This window comes from Sorangium sp. So ce204 (genome assembly GCF_051526795.1).
Classification (GTDB): domain Bacteria; phylum Myxococcota_A; class Polyangia; order Polyangiales; family Polyangiaceae; genus Sorangium; species Sorangium cellulosum_B.
Map to the genome: position 1 here is coordinate 8,539,209 of NZ_CP150317.1, position 16,240 is coordinate 8,555,448.

Annotated in this window: 15 protein-coding genes and 1 pseudogene; 11 read left to right on the forward strand and 5 right to left on the reverse strand. The window is 69.3% G+C overall.

All coding sequences use genetic code 11. The features are described 5' to 3' along the window. Nucleotides 1-59 precede the first annotated feature (59 nt). The 5 genes from WMF22_RS31815 to WMF22_RS31835 all read left to right on the forward strand — a co-directional run bounded on the left by WMF22_RS31815 (nucleotide 60) and on the right by WMF22_RS31835 (nucleotide 6,218). Nucleotides 60-1,268 (forward strand): tyrosine-type recombinase/integrase, encoded by a 1,209-nt coding sequence (locus WMF22_RS31815; RefSeq protein WP_438032219.1) that lies wholly within the window; start codon nucleotides 60-62, stop codon nucleotides 1,266-1,268. Nucleotides 1,269-2,222: 954 nt separating this feature from the next. Beyond that, nucleotides 2,223-2,564 (forward strand): IS66 family insertion sequence element accessory protein TnpA, encoded by a 342-nt coding sequence (tnpA, locus tag WMF22_RS31820; protein ID WP_438032220.1) that lies wholly within the window; start codon nucleotides 2,223-2,225, stop codon nucleotides 2,562-2,564. Beyond that, nucleotides 2,561-2,932, forward strand: a complete 372-nt coding sequence (gene tnpB, locus WMF22_RS31825) for an IS66 family insertion sequence element accessory protein TnpB (RefSeq protein WP_438032221.1) — start codon at nucleotides 2,561-2,563, stop codon at nucleotides 2,930-2,932. The genes tnpA and tnpB overlap by 4 nt, the downstream gene beginning before the upstream one ends. 43 nt (nucleotides 2,933-2,975) lie before the next feature. Continuing rightward, complete coding sequence (gene tnpC, locus WMF22_RS31830) at nucleotides 2,976-4,658, forward strand: IS66 family transposase (protein ID WP_438032222.1); 1,683 nt, start codon at nucleotides 2,976-2,978, stop codon at nucleotides 4,656-4,658. A gap of 399 nt (nucleotides 4,659-5,057) precedes the next feature. Then, on the forward strand, nucleotides 5,058-6,218 hold the full coding sequence (locus tag WMF22_RS31835; protein WP_438032223.1) for a lipase family protein: 1,161 nt from the start codon (nucleotides 5,058-5,060) through the stop codon (nucleotides 6,216-6,218). Nucleotides 6,219-6,436: 218 nt separating this feature from the next. Here WMF22_RS31835 and WMF22_RS31840 read toward each other — a convergent pair. Both WMF22_RS31840 and WMF22_RS31845 read right to left on the reverse strand, forming a co-directional pair. Next, nucleotides 6,437-7,123: pseudogene (locus WMF22_RS31840) on the reverse strand (hypothetical protein); the annotation flags it as partial. A 660-nt stretch (nucleotides 7,124-7,783) separates the two neighbouring features. Beyond that, nucleotides 7,784-8,206 carry a hypothetical protein gene (locus WMF22_RS31845; RefSeq protein WP_438032224.1) on the reverse strand — a complete coding sequence of 141 codons (423 nt, stop codon included), beginning with the start codon at nucleotides 8,204-8,206 and terminating at the stop codon, nucleotides 7,784-7,786. Nucleotides 8,207-8,478: 272 nt separating this feature from the next. Here WMF22_RS31845 and WMF22_RS31850 point away from each other — a divergent pair, with 272 nt between their 5' ends. After that, nucleotides 8,479-9,108 carry a tyrosine-type recombinase/integrase gene (locus tag WMF22_RS31850; protein WP_437765666.1) on the forward strand — a complete coding sequence of 210 codons (630 nt, stop codon included), beginning with the start codon at nucleotides 8,479-8,481 and terminating at the stop codon, nucleotides 9,106-9,108. 366 nt (nucleotides 9,109-9,474) lie between these two features. Here WMF22_RS31850 and WMF22_RS31855 read toward each other — a convergent pair whose 3' ends face one another. Both WMF22_RS31855 and WMF22_RS31860 read right to left on the reverse strand, forming a co-directional pair. After that, the gene (locus WMF22_RS31855; protein ID WP_437708910.1) at nucleotides 9,475-9,756 is read right to left on the reverse strand and encodes a helix-turn-helix domain-containing protein; all 282 of its coding nucleotides are present in this window, start codon (nucleotides 9,754-9,756) and stop codon (nucleotides 9,475-9,477) included. A gap of 216 nt (nucleotides 9,757-9,972) precedes the next feature. Then, nucleotides 9,973-10,125 (reverse strand): hypothetical protein, encoded by a 153-nt coding sequence (locus WMF22_RS31860; RefSeq protein ID WP_438032225.1) that lies wholly within the window; start codon nucleotides 10,123-10,125, stop codon nucleotides 9,973-9,975. 53 nt (nucleotides 10,126-10,178) lie between these two features. Between WMF22_RS31860 and WMF22_RS31865 the strand changes: the two genes are divergently transcribed. The 5 genes from WMF22_RS31865 to WMF22_RS31885 all read left to right on the forward strand — a co-directional run bounded on the left by WMF22_RS31865 (nucleotide 10,179) and on the right by WMF22_RS31885 (nucleotide 15,432). Then, nucleotides 10,179-10,568 (forward strand): RNA polymerase sigma factor, encoded by a 390-nt coding sequence (locus WMF22_RS31865; RefSeq protein ID WP_438032226.1) that lies wholly within the window; start codon nucleotides 10,179-10,181, stop codon nucleotides 10,566-10,568. Further along, nucleotides 10,565-11,191, forward strand: a complete 627-nt coding sequence (locus tag WMF22_RS31870; protein WP_438032227.1) for a JAB domain-containing protein — start codon at nucleotides 10,565-10,567, stop codon at nucleotides 11,189-11,191. Before WMF22_RS31865 ends, WMF22_RS31870 begins: the two co-directional genes overlap by 4 nt. 214 nt (nucleotides 11,192-11,405) lie before the next feature. Next, a complete protein-coding gene (locus tag WMF22_RS31875) occupies nucleotides 11,406-14,129 on the forward strand; it encodes a vWA domain-containing protein (RefSeq protein WP_438032228.1) in 2,724 nt (907 codons plus the stop codon). 154 nt (nucleotides 14,130-14,283) lie between these two features. After that, nucleotides 14,284-14,526, forward strand: coding sequence for a hypothetical protein (locus WMF22_RS31880; protein ID WP_231864310.1), 243 nt, complete (start codon nucleotides 14,284-14,286; stop codon nucleotides 14,524-14,526). A 117-nt stretch (nucleotides 14,527-14,643) separates the two neighbouring features. Then, entirely contained in the window at nucleotides 14,644-15,432 is a 789-nt protein-coding gene (locus WMF22_RS31885; RefSeq protein WP_438032229.1) for a high-affinity nickel-transport family protein, read from the forward strand. 46 nt (nucleotides 15,433-15,478) lie between these two features. Here WMF22_RS31885 and WMF22_RS31890 read toward each other — a convergent pair whose 3' ends face one another. Continuing rightward, nucleotides 15,479-16,237, reverse strand: a complete 759-nt coding sequence (locus tag WMF22_RS31890; protein WP_437293732.1) for a response regulator — start codon at nucleotides 16,235-16,237, stop codon at nucleotides 15,479-15,481. Nucleotides 16,238-16,240: the final 3 nt, after the last annotated feature.

Here is a 16,240-nt window from a genome sequence, read left to right on the forward strand (position 1 = left end):
TTACGCTCGATGATGGGAGTCGGCCCGTCTACCACCTTCCGGCTGGCTGCTCGGAGGCGATGGCGCGGGAGAAAGCGAAGTATTGGAGCGAGAACGCGAAAGGGCTGGAGCTGAGACCAAAGCACGGCGGCAAGGCGTCAGCGGTCAGCCCTGGCGAGACCGTCTCCGAGTACTTCGGGCGCTGGAACGCTGCTCGCGATGTGCGCGGGCTCGTGACGATCAGCAAAGATGCGTCCGCCTTCAAGACGCACATCGAGCCGACCATCGGCAAGAAGCCGATCGCCGATGTCAAGCGCACAGACATCGAAGCGGTAGTAGAGACGCTGGACGCCAAGGTCGCCGCGGGCTCGCATTCCTGGCAGACCATGCAGCGCGTGTGGATCATTATGAGCAAGATGTTCAAGGACTCGCACCGCTCCAAACTCGCTGCGCTGCGCGTGCGTGTTGACAACCCCTGCGCTGATGTGGTCGGTCCGGACCGCGGCGTCGAGCGTGCGAAGAGCTATCTCTACCCCTCCGAGTTCCTGGCCCTCATGAACAGCGATCGAGTGCCGCTCCACTGGCGCCGGATCATCGCGCTGGCCGTCTACTTGTACCTCCGCGCCGGGGAGCTCGAAGCACTGCGGTGGAGCGACGTCGACCTCGACCACGGCGTGATCAACGTGAACCGCGGCATCGATCGGCTGCGCGCGAAGGAGAAGTCGACCAAGGGCAGGCACGCCCGGAGGTTCGCTATCGAGGCGAACCTCCTGCCGCTGCTTCGTGCGATGAAGGGCAAGGCCGATCCGAACGCGCTGGTGATCCGGATGCGGTGCGGCCAGAGTCTGGCCGCGAAGCTGCGCCGCTTCCTGACGCTCGCGGGGGTCACCCGACCCGAGCTCTTCGCGGATGACGCCACGCGGAAGCCCATCACGTTCCACGACCTCCGCGCGACAGGCGTGACGTGGATGGCCATCCGCGGCGATGACCCGCTCAAGATCATGGGCCGGGCAGGCCACGCGGCGTTCGTCACGACGCAGCGCTATGTCCGGGAGGCGGAGCAGCTCGTCGGCCGACTCGAGGCGGTGTTCCCTCCGCTGCCCGCCAGCTTGCTGGGCGACGACGGCCACGACGATTCGTCAGGCAATCGTCAGAACGACGCAGAACCCCCGGGAAATGAAGCAAAGGTGTCTCCTTTCCAGGAGGGATGCGGATCGCGTAAGGTTCTCGATGTCAACCAGCGCGTGCAGCGTGGCTGCACGGTGGGACGGCCACTACGAGGAGATTGACTTTCGGGTCGCGTTTGCATTCCTAGACCCGAAGGCCTGTCAACGCGCAGCTTCCAGCGCCACCAGTACAGCTGCTTCGGCTTGTACCTCTCGCGCCGCGCGAACTTCTCGGCACTCAGCCCGCTCCGCTCTCATCGTCCAGCCGCTCGGCCCGCTCCACCCTCGTCGCCATCGCTTCTTCCTTCGTCGCGATGGGAGCAGGTAACCGGCACCGCTCGGATGGTCACGATGCCCTTGGCTGGGCGGTTACCGCCCCTCGGCACCGGCGAAGGAACATGTCGCCGGCGCCGGTGGCCACAACCGATGATGGCCATCGCAAGGCACCCTGCGGCGCATGCCCGAGCGATGGCCGTCACGAGGCCTGCACGCAACCGAGCACGCCCGCGATGGTCATCAATGAGCCTGCTCGGCGGGGCATAGGTCAGCCAGAGCGTCAACACCAGCTCCTCGACGGGAGAGGCAACACCGCAGCCCTATCCCCATCTTTCCCGGAATTCCTGTGGATCTTGAATACACGCCGTTGAAGCACCAGCCTCAGCAGTTTTTATGTTTTTCGTTCGCAGCACGTCAAAGCCCTATGTCCGCGTCATCAACACGGACCACTCGATGTACCTCGACGTCGCAAACGGCTCGCCATCGAGGAGCCGGCCAAATGCGCCACGGAGAGCGGATTCCGAGTAGGTCGCGGCTTAGCTGAATTCGTGCTCAATTTGGCAAAAGCGCGCGCCGCCGCCGCCGCGACTGCTGTGAAGCGAGTGAATCGACGCCGACCGATTGCGCTCCCGGTGTGCGTCGGTATCTTTTGAACAGGTTTTGAAAACCCTAGCGACCGGTGTCAGTGCAAAAGTCAACCCACGTGTGACGTGTTGCCCAGAGGGAGTGTGTACGCGTTCTGCGGACCACATCCTGTCTTCGAGCCTCTGCGCCGCTTAGAAACCCGCGCCGGAGGTACCGATGGACGAGAGCACACGCACCTGGCGCGACCGCGTGGCGCGCTGGCACAAGAGCGGGCACTCCGCCCGCGTGTTCGCGGAGCAGGAGGGGGTCAACGCCGGCACACTGTACTCCTGGAGCCGCCGACTGGGCATGAAGCGGAGCGAGTACCGGCAGCGCTCGGAGAAGGCGACGCTTCCGGCGCTGCTGCCCGTGGTGGTCGCCGCGCCTGCATCCACGACGCCCTCGTCGGGCGCGGCGCTGGAGATCGTCTTGCCGGACGGGGCGGTCGTCCGCGTCCCGCCGTCGTTCGATGAGGACACGCTGGCGCGCGTTGTTCGTGCGCTCGGGGGGGCACGATGATCCCTGGCCGCGTCTCGATCTACGTTGCCACCGAGCCGCTCGATCTACGGCGCTCGTTCGATGGTCTCGCTGCCGTCGTGCGCGAGGTGCTGCGACAAGACCCGCTCTCCGGAGCGCTGTTCCTCTTTTTCAACCGGGCGGCCGATCGCTGCAAGGCGCTTTGGTGGGACCGCAGCGGATACTGTCTACTTTACAAAAGGCTCGAGCGTGGGGCATTTCGAGCCCCGCGTGCCGTCACGCCGGGAGCCACGAGCGTCATCATTGACGCCGCCGAGCTCGCGAAGATCCTGGAAGGCATCGCCCTGTCGCCCTCGAAGTTGCGGCGAGCGGTCCCGTTCGCCGAGACCGCGCCGCCTCCGGTCCCCTGATCTCGCCTGACAGCCTCGCACGCTCCTGGGTAGCCCCCCACGGTTGCATTGCCTCGAGCGACATAAATTTTCCTCCACAAGCCCCTTCAAAAAGCAAGAGCTCACGAGTACTTACCGCGTCGTGAGCAAGCCGGTCGAAGAGCAGATTCGCGAGCTCAAGGACAAGCTCGCGCGCGCTGCCCACGAGCGGGACGAGTACCGCAAGCTCTACGAGCTCGCCAGCATCGAGCTGGAGCGCCTTCGCCGGCACATCTTCGGCCAGAAGGCCGAGCACGTCGACCCCGGGCAGATGCAGCTCGCTTTCGATGCGATCGTGCAGATGCTTGCGGGCACCGGGGCGCAGCCGGATGCGGGCGCGACCGGCTCACCCGACGGTCGCGATGGCGCGGCGCCGAACGGCTCCTCCGGAGGCGGGGACAAGGCGCGCCAAGCTCGCCCGCACGGGCGGCAACGGCTGCCCGAGCATGTGCCGGTCGAGCGGATCGAGTTGTTGCCGCCGGAGGCGCAGGACGAGCGCGCGACCACGCTTGTCCGCATCGGCGAGGAGGTGTCGGAGACGCTGGAGTGGCGGCCCGCGAGCTTCGTGCGGCTGCAGATCGTGAGGCCGAAGTTCGCGGTCAAAGGTGAGCCCGAGCAAGGCATCACGATCGCCGACGTCCCCGACAGCCCTGTCCCGCGCAGCCTCGCCGGTCCGGGGTTGCTCGCGCACGTGCTGGTCAGCAAGTACGCCGACCACTTGCCGCTCCACCGGCAGGAGAAGATGTTCGAGCGCTGGGGCCTTCACCTCTCGCGCTCGACGCTGTGCGGCTGGGTCGAGTCGTGCGCCGACAAGCTCGCGATCCTCGTCGGGGCGATGGCCAAGGACGCCCTGAACGCGCACTGCATCGCCATCGACGCCACCGGCGTGCTCGTGCAAGCAAAGGACAAGTGTCGGCGGGGCCACTTCTGGGTCCTGGTGGCGGACCGAGATCACGTCCTGTTCCGTTTCACGCCGCATCACAACCAGGATGGCCCGAAGGAGTTCCTTCGCGGCTACAAGGGCTATGTCCAGGCCGACGCCTCGAACGTCTACGAGCAGCTCTTCCGCACCGAGGGGGTGACCGAGGTCGGTTGCTGGGCCCATTGCCGGCGGAAGTTCTTCGAGGCGATGACCTCCGACCGGGACCGCGCGACGGTAGCCATCGGCTTCATTCGCAAGCTCTACGCGATCGACAAGGCGACCAAGGAGCTGGCTCCGAACCGTCGAACCGAGCAGCGCCGGACGGATGCCGAGCCCGTGCTCGTGGCCTTCCGCGCGTGGCTTGAGACAGAGGACCTGCTCGTCCTGCCGAGGAGCCCCATCGCAGGCGCCATCGGCTACGCGCTCAACCAATGGACCGCACTCACTCGCTTCCTCGAGGATGGCCGGCTCCGCCTCGACAACAACCGGAGCGAGCTTGAGCTCCGCCGTGAAGCCGTGGGCCGTAAGAACTGGCTCTTCGTGGGCAGCAAGGACGGCGCCGAGTGGAACGCCACCATCGTGTCGCTCATCGCCTCCTGCGCGCTGCACGGCATCGAGCCCTGGGCCTACTTGCGCGACGTGCTGATCATGCTGCCCACCTGGCCTCCCGAGCGGGTCATCGAGCTCGCTCCGAAGTCCTGGAAGCAGACCCTCGAGAACGCCGACGCTCGGCAGCGGCTCGCGGCCAGTCCGTGGCCCCGGGCGCCGGACGCGACGCCCAGCTGATCGATCGTCGGCGTCGCCGTCCGCTGCCGTGGGTACGGACGCATGCTTTCCGGCTGCCGGGCGCGCAGCTCGCCGGCTTTGGCGCGCTGGTGCCGGCTCTTCGGCGCTTGCGCGGTCGACGCGTGGCTTCCGGCGCCTTGTCGACGATTCGGGCCCGGCAGAGGCATCGGCGGCACGCGGCTTCGCCGCCGCGCGCCTGCGGGCGACGTGCACGCGGGCGGTGACCTCAGCGTCGACCGCCGTTTCCTCCGCTCGCTGCTGGGCCCAGCCACCCTTCGCCGCAGACCGCTCTTCCTCTCGCATCGGGTCGCGAATCTACGGCGACGCCACGCACCACGCGAGGATGGGGTCTACAGGACGGATACGGGAGTGTGGAACATGAAATTTGAGGCGATTCGAGTGAGCAAGCTCTTGCAGCGAGAGACGGACGCAGGGAAGACTGAGTCCGCCATAAAGACTGTCATGACGGGGGCCGAGTGGGATAGATTTGACACCGTTGACCACATGAGGAAAGCCACGGTAGGAGAACATGACCACTTTATCGCTCTTATCCTTGGCATGGCGTCGGCATGGGCGTATTCTGATACCAGCAGCCTGGCGAGGATGATGCACCGCCGCGCCGGGATCAAATGGAACGAGACGGTCGAGATCACGGTGAGCAACCCTGCGCTTCTGACGGACACGAGGGCATATTTAGTCCAGAGCGAAGACAAGAAGATGTGCATCCTCTGCTTCCGCGGCACGGGGCCCCTTAACATCATCAACTGGATGTCCAACGCCAGCGCCAAACCGGATTTACTCCTCTCCGCAGGGCATGTCCACGGAGGCTTCCTTGGCGGCGTCGTGACGCTGGCTGACATCGTGAAGATCTTGCTCCAGAGCGCTCGCAAGGGCGGATCCATCTGCGAAGCGGCTGCCCGGGAGAAAGCCATATGGAGTGATTGCCTCAATGAATGCCCACGGTGCAACGGGGATGCTCGGCGCCCCGCCGGGGCAGAGCCGGCCGCCCCGCACGGGGTGCCCCAGCCGCCCAGAGAGGACGCCCCGGATATGCTGGATGCGCTCTACATCACGGGTCACAGCCTGGGCGGCGCGCTCGCCGTTGTCATGGCGGCGCTCCTTTGCGTGGATCCTCGGTTCGCCTACTTCCGGGAGAAGCTGCGCGGCGTGTACACGTACGGACAGCCGATGGTCGGTTACCAGGACTTCAAGGACAGGTTCGAACGAGACTTCGGAGAAATGCTCTTCAGGCATGTCTATCGCAATGACGTCGTACCGAGCCTGCCGGCACGCACGATGGGTCCATTTGTGCACTTCGGCACGCAGTACATTTCGGAGGAAGGTAGAGGATGGGTGCCAAGCCCAGTTTCGACGAGGGTAGCCGCCTCCGCTGTCTCGGCCATTAGTATTGGGGCCTTGGCGTGGCTCCAAGAGCAACTGGTCGGCCTCCCCATCCTCGAAAAACTTAAGCTGCGCGTCTCCTGGGCTGATCACGCGCCGATCAACTACTTGCGCACGGCGGTCCAGGCATGGGGCACCAGCACAGCAATCCTACAGTGAGCGCGCCAGACCTTCCGGCGTAGTGCAATGGACGGCTCGAGCCGGCCAGCCCACCCACGGCGACTTGCGCCTGGACGTGGACCGGCAGGGCCGGCGGCGGCTGGTGGGCAGCGTGTGGCCCGGGCGGCCTGGGTTCCCAGCCTGGGCTGCGCACGTCGAATGCATCCTTGCGCTGATCCGCGGGTCGCGCGTCGGGCGCTCCGTGTTCTAGCGGGAGCTCACGATCGGGACATCGGCTCCGCGAGCCAGCGAACCAGCGCCTCGCCCTCGAGGTCGAGCAAGGCATCCTCGACCTCGCCGGGACCGAGCGCGCGGGCTCGCTCGATGATCGAGCGCTCTTCCTCGGCGGTCGGCCGTCGCCCGATGCGCCGCGCGAAGAGGCGACCGAGCAGCTCCGCAATCGCCTTCTGCTGCCCGCGCTGCTCTCCTCGTTTCTCTCCTCGTTGCTCGCCGCGTAGCTCTCCTCGTCGCTCTCCGCGCTGCTCTCCCCGTAGCTCCCCTCGTCGCTCGGCCTCGATGATCAGCTCCCCGATGATCGGCGTGCGCCGGAGCAGCCCTTCTTCCTTGTCCTCCACCATCATGACGAGCTCCTTCCGCAGATTATGCCCCCAGGGATCGATGGTCGCCATCACCAGGAGCGCCGTGTACAGCTCGGCCCGTTCCTGGGCGGTCGCCGCCCTCGCATGGATCTCCGCGACGACCTCCTGCAAGGCCGCCTCCGTCGCGTCCCGGGCGAGCGGGGCGAACACCAGCCAGAGCACGCTGCCGCGCGCCCGCAGCTCGCCGACCGTGCGCTGGTAGACGGCGTCGACGCGGAAGTGCGTGCCGCTGAACGGCCGCCCCGGCCAGGCGGTGCGGCGCTTCCCCGTCGCAGGCTCGTCTGCTCGCACTCTCCGCCCGCCCAACGCTCTGGTGTTCAGCAGCGGGCGCCAGAGCGAGCCGCACGCGAGCGACGGCGACACTCTGCTGCAACACCTTGTTGGGCGGCGCACACGTTTACTGCCGTGGCTTGAGCCTGAGAAGGACGACTTGCCGAATCCCAGCTCGCTTGCGGAGCAGGCGACCGTGCAAATGAAGCCAAAGGAACGGGTCCCCTTCCTCTCCTCGAAGCCGGCTGAGGTCTTCCTCGTTGGCCCAACTCCCGAGTCGTTCACGGAGGTGCCCGTTGACGTCATTAACATTCGGCCACTCCTCCTCGGCGTGCGCAAGTCGTTGAACTTCAGCGGCCACAAAGTCAGACAACCGAATAGGCCCCTCCAAAACTAGTTCCGGCGAATGAAACGCGACGTCCGTGGCGTGACGCGAAAAAGAATAGTAATGATTGGCCGAGTCGACATCCTTGTGGGGCACGATTGCCGCATGTCCGCGAAGGAACGGAACCATCCGAGCGACGTGCGCAACGTGATCTCCATCTCGAAGCCATAGTGCCTCCCGGCATAGGAACGGGAAGATGTCGGGTATGGAACCGTGCATCGATGCAACGTAATCGGCTGCCGTGAGGATCAACGGACAGATGTAAATGCGCGACTGTAGGGGTATTGCTCGTAGGAACGAAGGATATTATGTTAAAAGTCCAGGGCGGTCTTCGCCATGTCATGCAACGGAAAGCAGACCGAGTAGGGATCCTGCGCGAGACGTTCGCTCTTGCGGAACCGTCGGATGTGCTGTTTGAGCCCTGCGTTCGACGGGAGTCGAGTTTGAGCTTCTGCATCCGAGACTGGCCGAAGGGCGCAAGGTTTTTTGAACTGCAAATAGTATGTTACGACACCGTGTGTGAAGCTCTTGTCGGCGCCGGTTACCTGTTCGTCGTCTGCGATCAGGCGGAAGCCTCCCGGTCCTGCGTTCGCCACTGCGGAGACGTAGCCGAAATCGCCGGCGACGTCGGCCTCGATCTGCTTCTCGTCCAGGTCGACGGGCAGTTCGTAGTTGAGCGTGCCCGGAACTGCGGTATTGGGTGCCCTAGCACGTCGCGAACGTTTCTTGCTCATCAGCGTTCCTCGCCGCTTGGTGGTAGCTGGATCGTCCGCCCAACGTCGCAATCAGCTGTAACGTGCGACATATCTACGCATTTTCAGATGTAGGCCGCGAACCGTGGCACCCTATCTCCATACTCCGGAGGATAAGCCGCGGCCCATCATGGCCTATCTCCGCAATCCCGCAGATAGGCCGCGACCTTCCGCAGCCTATCTGCGGGATCGCGGAGATAGGCCGCCGCTGCGTACCTGCGTATTCCCGTTGCTAGGTCTCGGACGGCGACGGCGTGTCGTCGCGTAAGATTCGTGCCGACGGCTGGGTACCCATCCGCTTCCACAGGGGCAAGCCCCCACGGCAGATGGGCGCGGAAGAGGTCACGGCCATCCTCGACGAGCTTGCAGTCGCACGCCGCACCGCGGCATTCACGCAGAACCAAGCGCTGTGCGCCCGCCTCTTCCTTTACAAGCGGGTTCTCGACCTGCAGATACCCCGGCTCGAAGCGCTCGAACGCGCACGCCGGCCGAAGCACCTCCCCTCGGTCCTCTCGCGGCAGGAGACGCTCACCTTGCTCGAACACCTCGTCCCGCCTCTTCGGCTCATCGGCGAGCTCCTCTACGGAAACGGCCTCTGGCTCCTCGAAGCGCTTTCGATTCGCGTCAAAGACGTCGACCTCGATCGACGACAAATGTCGGCAGTGCAAAGGGCCGTGCACGATGCCGGACGCGCGGCGGAGCTCGCCAAGCGCGCGACATGCCAACCCCTCCGCCACAGCTTCGCGACCCACCTGCTCGAGGCGAGCATCGACATCCGGACGATCCAGACGCTGCTCGGCCACAAAGATGGGCGGATCACGATGATCGACATCCACATCGTCGACCGTGGCGCTCTCGGTGTCATCAGCCCCCTTGGCCGCTGACCGCCGCGTCAGCGGGGAGCGCCTTGAGCTCCGATCCCACCCCGTCGTGCCGGCCCCACTCATCGTGGAAAGGTAGCGTAGCTGACGGCTGCCCCGCCTTGTCAAGGAGACCAGCGCGTGTTCGTGCGGGCTTCACACTGGACGATTCGAGCTCGGCCGGGGGCGTCCACGTCGCGCGCTCGCGATGGGCACCCCCCTCGCCGATCCCGTCATCGTCACGCCCACCGGGGCAGCTCCGTCCCGAAGCAGGCGGGCGGCCCAGGATCTGGGCGCCAGCGTGCCATGGGCTATGCCGCGCGCCACGCACGTGACGTGGGCGCCGCCTCGTTCCGCAGCGGCCTCGAAGCGCTTGCTCAACGTTCGGGATCACAGCTCGCGGGGTCGTGCCTTGCGCGGCCGGCCCCGCTTCACCGGCGGTAGCTCCTGCTGGCGGAACAGCGCGCCAGGCCGGACGCCGAGCACGTCGGCCAGCTTCACGAGGACGGCCACCCCGACGTTGGTCTGGGCGTGCTCTACCTTCTTGAGGTTGCGGAGGCCGACCCCGGCCGCGTCGGCGAGCTCTTGCTGCGTCATCCCGCGCTTGAGGCGGATCCTTCGGACATTGGCCCCGATGAAGTTGAGCACCTCCTGCAGCCGGGGATCATCCATGGGGAGGTCGTCGGCTCTCGTGCGAGCTGGAATAGTGCCCGCTGGGGCACATTTCGATTGCCCGGTCCCCTTTCACCACCGTAATCTCCGTACAAGCAAGTGCTGCCCGCGACGGCGCCAACCGTCCGGGCAGCGTGGCCGAACCCCGCAGCAACGAGGTCCGACATGGAAAGAGTACGTCCACGCCCCGAACAGGGCCAAGAGATCGATCCGCCCTCACGCCGCCGGCCGCGCTCCACGGCGCGCGGCCGGCTCCGCCCGCCCCAGCCCCATCACCAGCCGCTTCACCCCGCCGTCTACCTCGACGCCGCCGCGCTCCTCGAACAGCGCCCGTTCATCCGCAGCGCGCTGCGCGCCCGCGGCGTCCACGCCGCGGATCTCGACGACGTCACGCAGGACACCGTGCTCGGCGCCTTTGCAGCATGCGCGCCGGGCGCTTCCGGCCGTCCCCCGATCAGGCGCCGGGCGACGCGTTGCGCGCCTGGCTGGCCGCGGTCGCCCTGCGGCAGGCGTCGCACCACCGCGACGAGGCGCACCGGCGGCACGAGGTGCCCGCGGACGATCCCGACCGGCTCGCTTCCCTCGCAGCACCCTCTCCGGAGGAGCGCATCGTCGCGCGCGGGCTGCTCCGCGCCTTCCACCGTCTCCGCGCGGAGCTCCGCGAGGTCCTGACGCTCACCGCCGCCGGCCTGACGACACGCGAGATCGCGGCGGAGCTCGCGATCCCGAGGCCGACGGTGGCCACGCGCCTCCGCCTCGCGCGGCGCCTCTTCGCGCGGTCCCTCACCCGCCGGCGGAGGTGGCCCCGATGAGCGGCGCACCCGTCGACGCCCCCGCCGAGACGGCGGCAGAGATCCCGACCGCGACCGAGGCCGGCCTGATCGAGATGGTGCTCGGCATCCCGGCCGTGGGGCCGCGCATCCTCGGCACGGCCGCCCTCCCGTCCCTTGGTCGCCTCTCTCCGGCGGCCATCGCCGAGCGAACCCAGATCGCGCTCGTGGACGCGACCCGGCTCGCCGCGGCCTTCGAGCTCGGCCGCCGCGCCCACGCCGCGCGGGCTCGCCGAGGCGCGCTCCTCACGGACGCCGCCCGCGTGGCGCGGTACTTCGGCCCGAGGCTCGCGCACCTCGTCCACGAGGAGCTCTGGATCGCGGCGCTCGACAGCCACGGCCGCGTGCGCGAGACGCGCATGCTCGCCCGCGGCGTCGACGACGCCCTCCACGCAGGTCGCTCGACCATCCTGCGCACGGCGCTGGACATGGCGGCCGTCGGCTTCGTCCTGGCCCACAACCACCCGAGCGGCGATCCGACGCCGACCGCGGAGGACCACGCGATGACCCAGGAGCTCCGCGATCTCTCCTGCGCGCTGAACGTCCCGCTCCAGGCGCACGTCATCGTCACGCCGAGCGGGCGGTACCACCCCGTCCTCGAGTAGGTCATCGCGGGGGCGCTCCACCCGCCTCACCTCACCGGCAGCGCAACCCCCTCGCCCCCGGAACCTCCGCGCGCCGCCGCTGTCATTCCGCAGGCACGACGGACTGCCGGCCAGCGCGGCCGAGCGCCCGCCTGAAGGACGCGGATCCGCGCGTCCTCCGCGCGGTTCCAGAGGACGTGAGCGCGCCGCTCCGCGCGGCGCACAGGGGAGATCTATGCCCAGCGCGAACACGACGGACGCCGCGGATGGCGGCGCCGCCACCGATCCGAACCTCACCGCCGCGAGGCAGCCCGACGCGGCGAGCGCCGGCGAGGCCGAAGGGCCGGTGCGCTCCGTGGAGATCGTCATCTCCTGGGGCACGACCGTGCTCTTCGTCCAGCACCTGACGCCGCCGCGCGCGTTCGACGTCGGCGAGGGGCGCGACGACGGCCGCCCGTGCGACTGCTTCCTCCCCGGGCGCCTGCTCGGGGCGCGCCGCGCGCCGCTCCTCGAGGTCGACGGCGCCGGGCGCGTCGGCTTCGTCCTGCCGGGCGCCGCGACGGGGACGCTCACGCTCACCCCCGGCGGCGCGCCGCTTTCCGCGGCCGAGGCGCGGGAGCTGCATGTCGGCGTGGAGCGCGCGGCGCGCGCGGCGATCCCCGGGGCCACGCTCGTGCCCCTGCCCGCGCAAGGGCGCGTGGACGTCGAGATCGCGGGCGTGCGGATCCAGATCCGCGCCGACGCCGCCGCGGGCGAGCGCGTGCGCCGCTCGCTCGTGAACCGGAAGAGCCTCGCCCTCCACGCCGTCTCCGCGGCCCTGCACCTCGGGCTCCTCGGCGCCCTCGCTCGCTGGGCGCCGCCCCTCGTCGACCCGTCCACGGGCATGAGCGCGGATCGGATCGCGCTCGTGCAGCAGTACCTCGCGTCCGCCGATGAGCGCGAGCTGAGCGCGGCGCTCGAGCGCGAGGGCGAGCCCGCCGCCGACGCGAAGGAGGGCGGCACAGGGACGCGAGCCAAGGGCGAGGAAGGGTCGATGGGCCACGAATCGTCGTCCACGCCGCGCGCGCTGGCGACGGGGAACATGTGGGGGGTCGAGGGCCCGAGCGACAGCCCCGATCCCCACGTGGCGCGGCAGGAGGCGCTGCGCGACGCGGCCGAGTTCGGGATGATCGGGCTGCTCAACGCCGGGGGCGGCGGCGATCCGAGCGCCCCCACGGCGCCGTGGGGGCTCGACGGCGCCGCGTCGCCCGCAGGCGGCGCGGGCCTCCCCCTCGCCGGCCACGGGGGCCTCGCCGGCGAGAGCGCGCCGCTCGGGCTCGGATCCATCGGGACGATCGGGCACGGCGCGGGCGCCGGGTCGGGCCAGGGGTTCGGGAGCGGCCACGGGCGCGCCGGCGCCTCCTCGCCGCCGGTCCCGGCGCGGAGCGCGGCCGCCTACGCGAAGGAGCCCGAGGTCGCCCTCGATCCGAACGGCCGCTTCGCCACCACGTACAGGCCCGGCGGCGGCCACCTCGCCGCGTTCGAGGCCGCCCTCGCGCGCGGCGTCGTGCCCGCGGCGGAGCGCGAGCTCGTCGGCGACGTCGCCGCCCGCTACGCCCCGGAGGTCCCGCTCGCCCCCGACAAGGCGCTCGGCCTGCGCGCCGACCTGGAGCGCGCCGCGCTCGGCCCGGGCGGCGGCGCCTTCCACCTGCGCCTCGCGCTCCGCTCCGCGGCGGCGGCGGCGGCGGCGCGGCCGCACCTCTCGGTGCACCTCGTCCTCGACACGAGCGGCTCGATGGCCGGCGCGCCGATCGACAGCGCCCGCCGCGCCGCGCAGGCGCTCGTCGATCGGCTCGCGCCGGCCGACGACTTCTCGCTCACCACCTTCTCCAGCGACGCCGAGGTGGTGATCGAGGACGGCCCCGTCGGCCCGCGCCGCGCGGCGATCCGCCGCGCCATCGAGGGGCTCCGCGAGGGCGGCGGCACCAACATCGGCGCGGGGCTCTCGCTGGGCTACGCGCAGGCGAGCCGGCCGGGCATCCCCGAGGACGCCGTGCGCGTGGTGCTGCTCGTCTCCGACGGCCGAGCGACGAGCGGCCTCACCCGCAGCGAACGCCTGGCGTGGCTCGCCCTCGACGCCTTCCAGCGCGGCATCCAGACGAGCGCGCTCGGGCTCGGCGACGACTTCGACGGCCAGCTCATGAGCGCGATCGCGAGCGACGGGGCCGGCGGCTACTACTACCTGCGACACCCGGAGCAGATCGCGCCCGCGCTATCGACCGAGCTCGACAAGCGCCTCGACCCTGTCGCGACCGCGGTCGAGGTGCGCGTGCGCCTGAAGGCGGGCGTCGATCTGCTCCGCGCCTACGGTTCGCGCCGGCTGGACGGCGCCGAGGCCTCCCGCGTCCGCGCCCAGGAGATCGCGGCCGACGTCGCCGCACAGTCGCGGGACCGGATCGCGGCCGACCGACGCGACGACGCCGAGGGCGGCATGCGCTTCTTCATGCCCGTGTTCGCCCGCGATGATCGGCACGCGCTGCTGCTCAAGCTGAGCGCCGGCCCCGGCGCGGGGAAGCGCGCCGTCGCGACCGTCGAGCTGAAGTACAAAGATCGGCTCGCCAGGAAGAACGTGATCGAGGAGATCCCCATCGAGGTGCGTTATGCGGACAGCGACGCCGCCAGCGCGGCGTCCGTCGACGCGTCGATGACGCGCGCGCTCCAGGGCTTCGCCGCGGGCGAGTCGCTCGCGGAGGCCGCTGCCCGCGTGGCGCGCGGCGATCGCGCCGGCGCCGCCGCGCTCCTCTCCGAGCGCGAGGGCATCCTGCACGAGGCCGCGACCCGGCTGGGCGAGCCGCTGTTCCTGGAGGACGCGGCGCGCCTGTCGCGCCTCCGCGCGCACATGGGCGCAGAGCAAGGCCTCGGCGATCCGCTCGTCCTCGCGATGTTGCTGGAGACGGCGGGGCGATCCCGCCTGCGCTGACGCGCAATCGCAGCGCGCGCACGGGCGGAGGCGTCGCCCAGGTGGTAGGCTGAGCGCGGCCATGACAGACAGAGTCTCATCGACCGGACGCGCTGCGCTGCGAGAGTCGCTGCTCCAGTTCTCCGCTTTCGCCGACGCGCTCGAGTCCCGATCCATGCGCGAGGCCATCGATGCCTGCATCACCGTCCTGGACGCTCCAGGGCCGCTCGACAAGCGCGACCTCGCCCCGTGGCTCAAGGTCGTCCACGAGCGCGCGGCCGATGTCTTTCGACGAGGTATCCGTCAGACCACGGGTGTGCTGCGCCAGCAGATGATGCACGGCCTGAAGCAGGCCGAAGAAGACGCGGTCTGGATGCAGCAGGCCATCGACGCGCTCAGTCGAGACCGCGCGAACTGACATGCTGAGCTGAAACAGGGCTCGCCGCGACAGGCCGAAGCGAGCCGGCCGGAGGCAGGAGCAGGCGGCCGCGCACAGCGTGACACGACACGCGCCGTCCGTGCTACGAGAGGGGACATGCTCGCCTCGGCGTTTCCGCTGCTGCTCCTCGGCTTCTCTCTCGGGATGCGCCACGCCACCGACGCGGACCATGTGATCGCGGTGGCGACCGTCGTGAGCCGGGTGCGGAGCCTCGGGACGGCGCTGCTGATCGGCGCGATGTGGGGCGTCGGCCACACGCTCACGCTGATGGTGATCGGCGGCGGCATCCTGCTGTTCGGGCTCGTGGTGCCGCCGCACGTCGGCCTGGCCATGGAGCTCTCGGTCGCCCTGATGCTGATCGGCCTCGGGGTGTACCACCTGGCGCGGCTCTACCGGGCGGTCCGGCGGGGCGAGCCGCCGGCGCCCGACGTCGCTCCGGTCGAGCATGCTGCGCCTGCTGCGCCTGCTGCGCCTGTTGCGCATGTTGCTCACCACGACGGCCACCGGCACGACCTCGGCTGGGCGGACCGCGTGTTCGGCGGCTCGCGCGTCTACGCGAGCCTCCGGCCGCTGCTCATCGGCGTGGTCCACGGCCTCGCGGGCTCGGCCGCCGTGGCGCTCCTCGTGCTCACCACGGTGCGCGACCCGCGGTGGGGCATCGGCTACATCGCGCTGTTCGGCGTGGGCACGATCGCCGGGATGACGCTCATCACCGGGGTGCTCGCGCTGCCGTTCGCCTACGCGCGCGCTCGCACCAGCGGGATACACAACGCCTTCGGCGCCGTCGCCAGCCTCCTCAGCGTGGGGTTCGGCCTGTTCCTGGCCTACGACATCAGCTTCGGGTCCGGGCTGTTCACCGCGAACCCGCAGTGGACGCCAGGCTGACGGCGCCCGGGCGAGCCGCGCTCGCCGAAGGAGCGACGCTCGGCGCTCACCGGCTCGCGGCCGACCAGGCGCACTCGGCCTCGCGCGGCGACGCCGGCGCGAGGTGCGCGTCGATCTGGGTCATGAGCCAGTCGAGGAACTCGTCCTTCAGGATCGTCTGCGCCACGTGCAGATCGGTCCAGACGGGCGCGCGCGCGGCCGCCCTGTCGCTCGTCTGCACCACGACCGGGATCGTGCAGAACCTCGCGTCGTCGCGCATCGCGCGGATGAACTCCACCCCGTTCATGACGGGCATGTGGACGTCCACGATGGCCAGCGCCACGGGCTCGCGCGCGAGCAGCTCCAGGGCGTCGCGCCCGTTCTCGGCCTCGAGCACGCTGAAGCGCGGCTCGAGGATCAGCCGGTAGCACTCCCGGATGTCCGCGTCGTCGTCCACGACGAGGATGGCTACCCCCTCGACGGCGCCGAGCACGCGCTCGACGGCGGCGCGGAGCTCCGCCGCGGTGACGGGCTTGCGCACGTAGCCGGCGACCCCTCGCAGGATCGCCTCTGCCGGCTGGTTCACGACGGAGACGAGCATCACGGGCACCCGCTCGCGCGACTGCACGAGCCGGTTGAAGGCGAAGCCATCCATCTCGGGCATCAGGAAATCGGCCAGGATGAGATCCGGCGTCCACGTCCGGAGGAGCTCCAGCGCCGCGCTCCCGCCGCGCACGGTCCGGACGTCGTACGCCGCGCCTTGCAGCGCCTCGGCCATCCACGCGAGCGTCCCCGAGTCATCGTCGACCAGCATGAGCTTGGCCATGGC